The 12299-nt window shown below is 60.4% G+C and carries 5 protein-coding genes; 3 read left to right on the top strand and 2 right to left on the bottom strand.

The window, feature by feature from the left end; translation table 11 throughout:
* Positions 1-15 precede the first annotated feature (15 nt).
* Together KO1_RS17420 and ybtA are read right to left on the bottom strand one after the other, a co-directional pair.
* Positions 16-6123 (bottom strand): non-ribosomal peptide synthetase, encoded by a 6108-nt coding sequence (locus KO1_RS17420; protein ID WP_064407066.1) that lies wholly within the window; start codon positions 6121-6123, stop codon positions 16-18.
* 180 nt (positions 6124-6303) lie between these two features.
* Complete coding sequence (gene ybtA / locus KO1_RS17415) at positions 6304-7263, bottom strand: yersiniabactin transcriptional regulator YbtA (RefSeq protein WP_004102097.1); 960 nt, start codon at positions 7261-7263, stop codon at positions 6304-6306.
* 256 nt (positions 7264-7519) lie between these two features.
* Here ybtA and ybtP point away from each other — a divergent pair, with 256 nt between their 5' ends.
* From ybtP to KO1_RS17400, 3 genes are read left to right on the top strand one after another with little or no spacing between them, the layout of a single operon-like run.
* Positions 7520-9232 (top strand): yersiniabactin ABC transporter ATP-binding/permease protein YbtP, encoded by a 1713-nt coding sequence (gene ybtP, locus KO1_RS17410; protein WP_064355715.1) that lies wholly within the window; start codon positions 7520-7522, stop codon positions 9230-9232.
* Entirely contained in the window at positions 9219-11021 is a 1803-nt protein-coding gene (gene ybtQ, locus KO1_RS17405) for a yersiniabactin ABC transporter ATP-binding/permease protein YbtQ (RefSeq protein ID WP_004113102.1), read from the top strand. The genes ybtP and ybtQ overlap by 14 nt, the downstream gene beginning before the upstream one ends.
* Positions 11014-12297, top strand: a complete 1284-nt coding sequence (locus KO1_RS17400; protein WP_023329707.1) for an MFS transporter — start codon at positions 11014-11016, stop codon at positions 12295-12297. Before ybtQ ends, KO1_RS17400 begins: the two co-directional genes overlap by 8 nt.
* Positions 12298-12299 lie beyond the last annotated feature (2 nt).

Raw genomic sequence — 12299 nt, 5'->3', positions numbered from 1 at the left:
TCAGTTTGGTTCGCGCTAAATCCGCCGCTGGCGTCGGCGAACCGGGCGAGAGCGTGGGGCTTTCTCCTCCATCGCGACGCCGGTAAGGTATTCGGCCAGAGCGGCTGGAGAGGAGTGGGTAAAGAGATCAAGCAGCGTCAGCGTGGAAAATTCGTGACGTTGTAACAAAACGTGCAGCTGCACCAGATTTAGCGACGTGGCGCCCGCCTCAAAAAAGTTATCCGCGGGCATAATCGATTCGCCCACCACCTCGCGAAAGGCGTCGCAAATCAGACGGACAGTGCTCTCGTCCGCCGCCACGCCGGACACCGGGCGCTCAGGGCAACCGCGCGGAGCGGGAGCGGGGCTTGGTTCCGCGAGTTTAACGGGGGGAACCAGCGCGGCGAGCGGAAGCTGCCAGCAGCTCTCTTCCTCGGCCATCCGATTGAGCAATTCGCCATACTGGGCAAACTGCCGCTCCACCTGTTCGGCAGGAAACAGGGCGGCGACAAAATCCCAGTTAAAGCGCAATTCACCTTCGGACTCATAAACCTGGTGATCGAGCCAGACCTGCGGCGTCTGCGAGATACCCCAGACCGGTTTGAGTAAATTGCGCCGGGCGAGGAAATTATCCTGCGCGAAGCCGAGCGCGCTGGTGAAGACGACCGGCATGGTCACGGCGGGCAGATTTTGCCGTTGCGCCAGCTGACGCATCACGCGGATGGCGGATACATCGCGATAATTGAGGCTCTGGCTCAGGCGCTGCTGCAGTCGCTGCGCGCTGTGCAGCCAGTTGTCGCCAGGCCGCCAGCTCAGCAGCATCAGCGAGGTGAAGTCGCCCAGAATCTGGTTGATTTGGGGATGCACCGGACGGCGGTCGAAAAGCGTCAGGTTAAGCGTGAAGTCAGGCCGCGCGCTCCATGCCGAGAGCACCGTCGACCATACCGATAAGAGTAAGGCCGACGGGGTAAGGTGGGCTTCAGCCGCCCGCTGTTTCAATCGGCGCCAGCGCGCGCTGTCCATGGCCCCGTTCAGGCGGGCAAAGCGCGGCGTCGCAACGTCCTGAGGCAAGCAGCGCAGCTGCAGCGCCGGCGCCGGAGGGATATCGTCCAGCTGAGTCTGCCACCAGGCCAGGGAGTCTGGGTCTGGCGCCCGCAGCGCGGGTTGCTGCAGATAATCCCTGAAAGTGACGGGGAGCGGCGGCGGCAGCTGTTGCGGATAGCGATAGCCGTTTTCCAGCTCCGCCAGCAGGATCTGCATGCTTAGCCCGTCAAGCAACAGGTTATCCAGGCACAGCCAGAGTCGGGCGGGCATCCCGTCGACGTATCCGACCTGGAGATCGAATACCGGCCAGATTTCGGGGTTGAGTACCTGATGCGCCAGTTTTTCACGTAGCCGCAGCGCCTCGTCTGGCGTTGGGCAAACGTGCGCGGGTATGATCCAGGGGGGAGTCTGTTCGAGAACCTGCAGCTGTCCATCGTGAACAACGGCGCGCAGCATATCGTGGCGGACGATTAAACGATTCCAGACCCTCTCCAGCCGGCGGATATCCAGATCGGCAACCTCAAATTCAACGAAGAAGTGGGAGCCTACGCCGCCCAGGGCAAACCCCGGCTGCCGTCCGACCAGGTAGGCCTGCTGCACGTCGGTAAGCGCGAAAGGCTGGTAGCGATCTTCAGGATAGTGGGTGAATGGCTGTTCGACCGGGAGGTCGGTTTTACGCAGGGTAGCGGCAAAATCCGCCAGTCGGGGATGATTAAACAGATCGCTTAATTGCGCGGTATAACCCGCCTGATGGAGCTGTCCGGTCAGACGGGTGGCCAGCAGGCTGTCGCCGCCTTGCTGGAAAAAGTCGGTCTCCCGAGTGACGGTGCCGATCGACAACAGCTGCTGCCAGATGGCGGCCACGCATGTTTCCGTATCGCCCTGAGGTAAATCCGCTTCGGCCAGTGTTTCCGCCTCAGGGGTATGGCGACGGGTCAGCGCCTGATAGTCAATTTTTCCGTTAGCGGTCAGCGGGAAAGCGTCAAGGAAGTGGATCCGTTGCGGCACCATCCACCCGGGCAAGCGTTCGGCAAGGGCGGCCTGTAGTTTACGCGGGTCCCGGCGCATCTGGCTGGCCGGGCACTGGACGAGGAAGCGTTGTAATCCGCCGATTTCATCGCCATGCTGACAGCTGAAGTCGGCGGCGCTGAATATTGTTGCCCACGCTGCGCTGTTATGCAGTAAAGCCTCCGGTTGTCCAGCGGTTAACAGAAGCGTGCTGAGCAGGGCAGACGGCGTCAACTGGCGAAACTCCATGACGTAGAGCAGCGCTCCGGGGACGGCGAGCCGTTGTAAGGTCGTAAGGAGTCCGGGATCTTCTGGCAGCAGACGATGCAGGGCATTATTCAGCCAGACAATGTCCGCCGAATGCGCGTGCGCCGCCAGCGTCTCTGCATTCCAGAGGGCCAGACGGGCATCAGGCCATGGGGCAAGCCGCTGTCTGGCGCTCAGCAGCAGCTCCTGGCTATGTTCAAGCCCGACATACTCAACCTCGCCAGCGTTGAGGCGGGACAACAGGCACTCTGCGGCGCGGGCGGTGCGGACCCCCACCTCCAGCAGACGTACCGGGCGCTGTAAACGTCGGGAAAGCTGTTGGCACATTGTCGCCAGCTCCTCGATATACAAGGCGCTGGCCGGATGGTCGAAAGCCAGACTTTCCGGCGACCACCGCGCATCATTCAGTAATGACAGTTCGTGGCGCGCGCCGCGAAGAATCTGCATTAAGGTGAGGTCATGCCCGCTGAACGAAGGATGGCGCTTTTCCGGCGCTTCTGCCGCGCAGACCTGATAACCCTCAGCGGCGGGCTGCAGCCGCTGTTGAGCCGCAAGAAAGGCTAACCAGCGTTCCATCACGGCCTGCCAGCGCGGCTGGATAGCGAGCGAATCGATCAGGGAGAGCGGATCGACGTCAGAGGCGTGGCCCGGATGCAGTTTTAACAGGCGATACTGCAGAAAATCAGCGACCTGAGCGGCGGAGATTTCTGGCGGGCAGGCGCAGCAGGGCAGCGTTCCTGCCAGGGTACGCCATTCCTGCGGCAGCAACGGATCGCGATGATGGGGAACGCAAAAAGCCTCCCCCTGGGGAACAACCCAGGCCGCCAGGGTCTTCTCTTTCTCCCCGATCGCCTGAACGGTGGCTTGTTTCACGCCCGCCACCTGGCCGAGCGCGCTCTCAATTTCGCCCAGCTCGATGCGATATCCCCCGACCTTGACCTGCTTATCGCGGCGGCCGAGGAACTCTAAGGTACCGTCTGGCCAGTAGCAGCCGACATCGCCGGTGCGATACCAGCGCTCGCCCGATTGCGTCAAAAACTGCTGCTCGCTGCGCAGAGGATCGTTGAAATAGCCTTCAGCGACCCCGAGGCCGCCAATCCACAATTCGCCGGGCACCCAGTCGGGGCAGTCCCGGCCCCGCTCATCGACTACCCGGTAGCGCTGGTTAGCCAACGGAAAACCGTAGGGGATGGCGCGCCAGTGCTCAGGAACCTCTCTGACCTCGCAGACGTTAGACCAGATAGACGCCTCGGTGGCGCCGCCCATGGCGATAAACTGCCCTTGCGGCCGATAGGCCCGAAAGCGGGCGGGAAGATCGAGACCGATCCAGTCGCCGGAAAGCATTACCGCGCGCAGATTTGCCGGCGCAGCGTCGGCAAAACCCTCGCACCAGGTCAGTAGCATATCGAATAGCGCCGGGACGCTGTTCCAGAGCGTGACCTGATGGCGTCGGATCAGTTCACACCACGCGCGGGGATCGCGCCGTTGCTCTTCCATCACCATAACCAGCGCGCCGCCGGCGCTCAGGACGCCAAAAATGTCATATACCGATAAATCAAAATGCAGGCCGGACAGCGCCAGCACCCTGTCGCCTGGACCTACCTGATAGCGGTTATTGATATCGCAACAGGTGTTGAGCGCTCCCCGGTGAGAAATGACCACGCCTTTCGGTGTGCCGGTAGAACCGGAGGTGTAGAGAATATAGGCCGGTTGTGTCGGTGCGCGAACCACCGGGTTGCCGATCGGTTCATCCTCAATGGCCGGCTGCCAGGCAAGCAGGGGAACATCGTCTGACCACGCGCTGGCGTCGTGCTGGCAAATGAGCACCAGCCGAACGCTGGCGTCAGCATAGATTTTCTTGCGCCGCGCGGCGGGCTGGTCCAGCGAAACCGGAACGTAGACCGCCCCGGCCAGCAGTACGGCCAGCACCGCAACCAGCTGTCCCGCGCCTTTTGACATGCCGATCGCCACATTGTCGCCCGGCTGCACCCCGCACGCGATTAACCTGCCGGCGCAACGGCGGGCAAAGTCCGTCAGTTCACGGTAGTTCCACTGATAATGAGCATCTGTGACCGCAAGCGCCTCCGGCTGCTGGAGGGCGATGCGGAAAATGCCTTCATGCAGCAGTCCTGCGGGAATGGGCGCGTCGGTCGCGTTGACCCGCTGGCGAATCGCGCGCTGCCTGGCGGGCAGGGTATCCGGGAACGGTTTTTGCCATGCGCTGTCATCTTCGCAGAGCTGGTTAATCAGCTGGCAGTAGGCCGCGAACAACGTCGCTACTAATGCCGGAGGGAACAGAGCGTCATTGCTGTCCCATTGCAGCCAGACCTCGCCTTGATGTTCGAATGCCAGATGATCTATCCACACCTGCGGCGTCTGCGAGATGCCCCAGTCCGGCTCGCCCAAAGGCGGTTCCGCGCGGCTGCTGTAGAGAGAGCGTCCCAGATTGCTGGTAAATACCACCGGGGCGCCGTGGGGATAGCGCTGCTGGCGTTTGAGCTCCCGGAGGAGTTCGACGCCGGACCAGTGACGATGCTCCCAGTCTTCGGTAAAGGTCAGCTGATTCTTCTGCGCGAGGCCGCTGACGGTATCGCCGTCGCAGGCGGTATCCAGCAGCAGAATATTGGTGAAGTCGGCAAGCATAGCGCTAACCGCCGGGTGCAGCGGTTGGCGGTCGAATAACGTTACGTTGAGCAGCAGCCGCGTCAGGCCACTCCAGCGAGCCAGGACGGCGGAAAAACAGGTTGCCAGCGCCATTGTCGGGGTGACGCCGTACTCACCGGCCCGTTGGCTGAACGCATGCCACTGTTTGGCCGGGACAATCATGCGGCGTCGGGTATTACGGACTTCACGTAGCGCGGCGGGGTCGCAGGCCAGCGGCAAGAGCGGCGCAGGAGGAAGCGCAGGCGCTTTCGCCAGCCAGTACGCGCGGGCTTCGGCTCGCAGCGGTTGATGCACCTTCTGCTGGTGCAGCAAATAGGAGCGGAAATCATAGCGGGGGTCGATAGCCGGCAGCGATTCGCCCGCCAGCAGAGCATTAAGCTCATCGAAGAAGAGCGTAAAGCTGGAGGCATCCATAATCAGCAGGTCAATATTGACATGGAGGCAGTGGCGATTATCGGGCAACAGCGTCAGCTGAAAATCAAACGTTTCGCCGATCTCCACGCGTAAAAGGCGGTGGCTCAGGCGCTGGCGCAGGGCGTCCAGATAGACCTGGCGGCTGGCGGCGTCGTTCTGGCGCAGATCATGAACCGTGACGCCGTTCCAGTAAGGTTGCTTTAACCAGACCTGCTGTCCGTCGGTGCGAAAGGCGATATGCAGCATCGGGTGGCGCTGCATCAGGATCGCGATGGCCTGTTCCAGCTTTTCCGCCGTCAGAGAATAGCCGGCAAACTCCTGATACAGATGGCAGCCCACGCCGCCGAGAGGCTGTCCAGGCATTCGCCCCGTCAGGTAGGCATGCTGGACCGGCGTCAGAGGGAAGGGGGTACCCTCGGTCATGGTCGGCCAGACGCTTTCGCCGGATGCCGTTTCCTCCGCCGGTTTCTCCGGGGAACGGCTGCGCATCAGCTGGCGCCACCCGCCCAGCGTGGGGGCGGCATACAGTTCGCGCAGGGTCACGCGGTAGCCCCTTTTACGAAACCAGTCTAACCATCTCATCAATCTGATTGAATCCAGGCCCGCCTGGATCAAATTGCACGCTTCATGTAGCTGCTGCGGCGTTAAATTTAGCTCCTGCGTGAGCCGCTCGCGTAATTGTTGATAATCAGCCGCGTTGCCGTTGTCCGGTAACTGCGGTTCCTGAGATGGTGCGCCAGAAATCATTCTTCCTCCTGATGGCACGTCTTAGCGGAAAACACTCCTTACATGAGAATAATAATTATTAACAATTGAGTGCTACCCGAAACGGGTCTATTTATGCCCGTTTCGGGTTAATCACTGGAGGAAAGCACTGAGGCCCGGAGGGGGTTTCCGGGCCGCTGGCGGGGAGGGGGCGATCGGCGATCAGATGACGCGTTTAAAGCTGGAAGGGGTGACGCCAAACTGTTTCTGGAAAGCGGCAGAGAAGTGGCTGGCGTTGGCGTAGCCCAGATCGGCGGCTACCGTCATAACGGAGGTATTGCCATTGGCCAGCCTTCTTCGTGCCTCCTGCATGCGTTCAGCCTGAAACAGGCCATAGACGCTGTTGTTAAACAGAACGCGGAAGCCACGCTTAATTTTCAGCACGCTCAAACCGGACTCTCTCGCCAGCTCAGCAACGCCCGGCGCCTGCGTCAAATCGGCCAGCAGCAGATCCTTTGCCCGCAGCAGTTTCTGGCGCTCCACCGGGTTGAAGTGGCAGGAGAAGCAGCTGGCGTCTTCGCGGTGCTCATCCAGGACCAGGCTTAGCATCACCAGACTCTGTCCCTGTAGCCAGAGCGTCGAAGGTTTTTGTTCATGGCTGAATCCGCCGTGCATCCGCATTAGCGCATGACGCAAAGCCTGGGCCGTTAAATGGGTTTCCGCATTGCAGCGCTGCTGCTGGCAACAGCAGTGGGAGTCGATCTTATTTTTAATGACTGTACTGATATCCGGTACCCACAGCGCGAGGGTTTCAGGGCTGAAGGAGAGGGTGATGCTCTCGAATCGGCCGCCGTAGGCGGCGCTGCCGCGGCAATCTGGCGTGTGGGTAATGTAATGGCGATTGCGGGCCAGCTCCCACTCGGTGTGGCGTCTGAGCCCCTGGATGGCAAAACGCGAGGTGCCCTCGAGGATGCACGAGAAGTTAATCCTGCCCAGATCATCGTGAAGCTGTAACGTCTCAGGCTGCGCAAAATGGCCTCTCCAGAGCAAAATATCCATCCCTTCCTGCAACGAACAGCGCAGCAGTTCACACTGGGCCGGGATAGTACCGTCGTTAGCGGGTTTCCCGACCACCAACTGATGAATTGAGATTGCAGATTGCGTTTGTGGTGACTCCGTCATGACCGGGTTATCTCCCTGTGGCTTTAACCAATGCGGGTAAAAATAGAACCGAATGGGGTAGATGAGTAATTGATAATGGTTATTATTCACATTAATTCTCAGAACGCCACCCTGAAATAGCGTTTTTGGCGTCCGTAAAAATTCATCAGGAAATTCAGCCACTCCCATGTCATCTCAATCATCCAATACTGAATCTCTGTCCCGGTTTCCGCTCTGGCAGGTGATAACCCCGGTTCGCCGGAAGGTCATTCTGGCGATGGCGCTGGCGGGTCTGGCGGCCATCACCAGCCTTGCGGCGCTGCTTTTTCTGGCATGGAGCCTGCGCGATCTTCGCGTCTCGCCCGACGTTATTCCACTCTGGTCGTTGGGGGGGCTATTTGGCTGCGTGGCGCTGACTTTTGTCCTGCGCCTGCAGGCATTTAACACCTCGCATTATGCGGCGTTTCATCTGGAGAATATTCTGCGCAGCAGATTAGCGCAGAAAGCCGTGCAGCTTGCCCCGGGCGCGTTACAGCAAATGGGCAGCGGTGCGATGGCGAAGGTGATGCTGGATGATGTGAAGTCGTTACACATTTTCGTTGCTGACAGCACGCCGCTGTACGCTCGCGCGATAGTCATGCCCCTGGCGACCGCCGCTATCCTGTTCTGGCTGGACTGGCGACTGGCCATTGCCACGCTGGGTGTGCTGGCATTGGGTTCACTGATACTTACTCTCGCCCGCCAGCGCTCGGGAGAGATGGCTCAGCGTTATCATCAGGCGCGCGAGCAGGTCAGCGCCGCGGTGATTGAGTTCGTGCAGGCCATGCCGGTGGTCAGAACGTTTGATAGCGGCAGCACCAGCTTTTTGCGCTATCAGCATGCCCTTGAGGAGTGGGTCGATGTGCTCAAAATCTGGTATCGCAAAGCCGGCTTTTCAGCGCGTTTTTCATTCTCGATCCTCAATCCGCTGCCGACCTTATTCGTTCTGATCTGGTGCGGATACGGCCTGATGCAGGCGGGCAGCCTCGATTTTATCGCCTGGGTGGCCGTTTTACTGTTGGGCAGCGGGATGGCGGAAGCGGTGATGCCCATGATGATGCTCAATAACCTGGTCGCGCAAACGCGTTTAAGCATTCAGCGTATTTATCAGGTTCTCGCGATGCCGGAACTCTCCCGTCCGCTTGTCGATCGGCAGCCGAACGATGCGAGCATTACCTTTGAGCAGGTGAGTTTTCATTATCCACAAGCGCGCGCAGGCGCGGCGCTGCAGGAGGTGAGCTTTCATGTACCTGCCGGAAAAATAGTGGCGCTGGTCGGGCCGAGCGGCGCCGGGAAAAGCACCGTGGCGCGACTCCTGCTGCGTTATGCCGATCCCGATAAAGGCCATATTCGCATCGGCGGCGTGGATCTGCGCGATATGCAGACGGACACCTTGATGCAGCAAATCTCGTTTGTATTCCAGGACAACTTCCTTTTTGCCGACACCATCGCCAATAACATTCGTCTGGGCGCGCCGGATACGCCGCTGGAAGCGGTGATATCGGCGGCCAGAGTGGCGCAGGCCCATGAATTTATCAGCGCGTTGCCGGAGGGGTACAGCACCCGCGTCGGGGAGCGCGGCGTCTTTCTCTCCGGCGGTCAGCGGCAGCGCATCACCATCGCCCGGGCGCTGTTGCAGGATCGCCCCATTCTTGTGCTCGATGAGGCGACGGCGTTTGCCGATCCGGAAAACGAAGCGGCGCTGATCAAAGCCCTTGCGGCGGCCATGCGCGGCCGGACGGTCATCATGGTCGCGCATCGACTCTCCATGGTGACTCACGCCGATATGATACTGCTGTTTTCCGACGGGCGGCTCCGTGAACGCGGGAGTCATCGGCAACTGTTAGCCCAGGGCGGCTTGTATCAGCAGCTGTGGCTGCGCTATCAGCAGGCGCAGCAATGGATGCCGGGGAGAACACAACCAGAGGAGGCGGAAAATGAAAGCCATTAATCCCGCGGATAACCTGGCCTGGCGCGTCATCTGGCGCCAGCTTATCTCCAGCGTTGGCAGTCAGGCAGGGATGCTGCGGCGCAGTATGATTGCGCTGCTGCTGGCGGCATTGATGCAGGGGATTGCCTTTGCCTGCCTCTATCCGATCGTTGATGCGCTATTACGTGGTGAAGCATCGCCGCTTCTCACCTGGGCTTTGGCTTTCAGCGCTGCGGCGTTCGCGGCGCTGGCGCTACGCTGGTATGGGCTGGGCTTTGAATACCGTGGTCATCTGGCGCAGGCCACCCATGAACTGCGCCTGCGCCTGGGCGAACAGCTACGCCGCGTGCCGCTGGAAAGACTCCAGCGCGGCAGAGCGGGCGAAACGAACGCCTTGTTGCTGGGCAGCGTGGATGAAAATCTCAACTATGTGATTGCGATAGCCAATATTTTGCTTTTAACCATCGTCACTCCGCTGACCGCATCGCTGGCAACGTTGTGGATCGACTGGCGGCTGGGGCTGGTGATGTTGCTGATCTTTCCCATGCTGGTGCCGTTTTATTACTGGCGCCGGCCGGCGATGCGCCGACAAATGCAGACCCTGGGCGAAGCGCACCAGCGGCTGAGCGGGGATATCGTTGAATTTGCGCAAGGGATGATGGTTTTGCGTACCTGCGGCAGCGATGGCGAAAAAAGCCGGGCGTTGCTGGCGCATTTTAATGCGCTGGAAAGCTTGCAGAGCCGCACGCATCGCCAGAGCGCCGGCGCGACGATGCTGATCGCCGGCGTTGTGGAGCTGGGCCTGCAGGTGGTCGTGTTAGCCGGGGTGGTCTGGGTAGTAACGGGGACCCTGAACCTTGCCTTTTTGATAGCCGCCGCCGCGATGATAATGCGTTTTTCGGAACCGATGGCGATGTTTATCAGCTACACCTCGGTGGTGGAACTGATCGCCAGCGCCCTGCAGCGTATTGAGCAGTTTATGGCGATCCCGCCGCTTCCCGTCGCAGAACGCGGCGAGATGCCGGAGCGTTACGATATCCGCTTTGACACCATTTGCTACCGCTATGATGACAGCGGCGATCCCGCGCTCAACAACCTCTCTTTGACCTTTCCGGCCGCCAGCATGAGCGCGCTGGTGGGCGCCTCAGGCGCCGGTAAAACCACGGTCAGCAAACTGTTAATGCGCTATGCCGATCCGCAGCAGGGAGAGATTTCTATCGGTGGCGTCGATATTCGTCATCTGACGGCGGAACAGCTCAATAGCCTGATTTCCGTCGTGTTTCAGGATGTCTGGCTGTTTGATGACACGCTGCTGGCGAATCTCCTTATTGCCCGCCCGCAGGCCACGCAGCAGGAGGTGGAAGAGGCCGCCCGCGCGGCGCAGTGTCTTGAATTCATTTCCCGTCTTCCGCAAGGCTGGCTGACGCCAATGGGCGAGATGGGCGGGCAGCTCTCGGGCGGCGAGCGCCAGCGAATTTCCATTGCCAGGGCCTTATTGAAAGATGCGCCGATCGTCATTCTCGATGAGCCGACCGCCGCGCTGGATATTGATAGCGAACTGGCGGTACAGAAAGCTATTGATCATCTGGTTCACAACCGGACGGTAATTATCATCGCCCATCGCCTGTCAACCATCGCCGGGGCCGGAAACATCCTGGTGATGGAAGAGGGAGAAGTGGTTGAACAGGGCACGCATGCGCAGCTTCTCTCCCGTCAGGGACGTTACCAGGCGCTGTGGCAGGCGCAAATGGCCGCGCGCGTCTGGCGTGATGCAGAGGTTGACGCATCTGAGGAGCGACTGCATGAGTGATGTTCAGTCGCAGGTGAAACCGTTAACGACCGGACGGGTGATTTTTGCCATTGCCGGGATCTATGTGACGCAGAGCCTGGTATCGGCGCTCTCTATGCAGTCCCTGCCTGCGCTGGTGCGCGCCGCCGGCGGCTCGCTGGCCCTTGCCGGCGCGACAACGCTGTTTATGTTGCCCTGGGCGCTGAAGTTTATCTGGGCGCCGTGGATTGAGCGCTGGCGCCTGCCGCCCGATCGCCCGGAGCGTCGTTCCCGCCTGTTAATCCTCCGGGGTCAGGTCGGGTTGGTGGCGATCCTGACGGTTGCCGCTGCGACCGGCGCGGTCGGGCGAACTGGGGGATTTCTCGACACGCAAATCGCCGCGTTGTTTGCGCTGTTTTTACTCGCGGGTACGGTTGCCGCCACCATCGATATTGCCAGCGACGGCTTTTGTGTCGATCAGCTCAGTCGCGCAGGTTACGGCTGGGGAAACAGCGTCCAGGTCGGCGGCAGCTATCTGGGAATGATGTGCGGCGGCGGCGTCTTCCTGATGCTAGCGGCGGCATTCGACTGGCCGGTGGCCATGCTGATCATGGCGGCGCTGATCCTGGTCTTATCCGTTCCCCTGTGGCGCATTGCCGAACCCATGCGCATCACGTCTGTACCGCATGTTCCGGCGTTGGGTTATGCGCTTAAAAGGCGACAGGCGCGGCTGGGTTTACTGTTGGTGCTGATGCTGAATACCGGGATGCGGTTCGTGTTGCCTCTTCTGGCGCCGCTGCTGCTGGATCAGGGGTTGAGCATGTCGGCGCTCGGCGCGCTATTCAGCGCTGGCAATATCGCGGCTGGTATCGCAGGAACGCTGGCGGGCGGGGTGCTGATGAAATACACCTCCCCCGGCAGAGCGCTGCTTGCGGCTTATGGCCTCCAGGGCGTCGTGCTGATGGCAATAGTAACGACGTTGCTGCTGGCGCCGGGACATTTGCGGCTGCCGTTACTCCAGGGGCTGATCATCCTGCAATCCATTTCGCTGGCCTGCGCCCTGGTCTGTCTTTACGCCACGCTGATGACGCTTTCATCGCCTCTGCAGGCTGGCGTCGATTTTACGCTCTTTCAATGTACTGATGCCGCCATCGCCATTCTGGCCGGCGTGGTTGGCGGCGTAATTGCGCAGCATTTTGGCTATGCGGCCTGCTTTATGTTTGGCGGCGCATTCACGCTGCTGGCAGCGTGGATTGCTTCTGCCCGGCTGCATTCGACAAACGCAATTGAAGGATCCGGGAATAACACAGAGAGGTAAGG

The organism is Klebsiella oxytoca NBRC 105695 (assembly GCF_001598695.1).
GTDB classification, from domain to species: Bacteria; Pseudomonadota; Gammaproteobacteria; order Enterobacterales; family Enterobacteriaceae; genus Klebsiella; species Klebsiella oxytoca.
Note: the sequence above shows the minus strand (reverse complement) of the source record. Positions and strands in the feature narration are given on the sequence as shown.

Coding starts and splice junctions, on each gene's coding strand:
- ybtQ (WP_004113102.1), top strand. CDS start 9,219: ATGAAAGCCATTAATCCCGCGGATAACCTGGCCTGGCGCGTCATCTGG.
- KO1_RS17420 (WP_064407066.1), bottom strand. CDS start 6,123: ATGATTTCTGGCGCACCATCTCAGGAACCGCAGTTACCGGACAACGGC.
- ybtA (WP_004102097.1), bottom strand. CDS start 7,263: ATGACGGAGTCACCACAAACGCAATCTGCAATCTCAATTCATCAGTTG.
- KO1_RS17400 (WP_023329707.1), top strand. CDS start 11,014: ATGAGTGATGTTCAGTCGCAGGTGAAACCGTTAACGACCGGACGGGTG.
- ybtP (WP_064355715.1), top strand. CDS start 7,520: ATGGCGCTGGCGGGTCTGGCGGCCATCACCAGCCTTGCGGCGCTGCTT.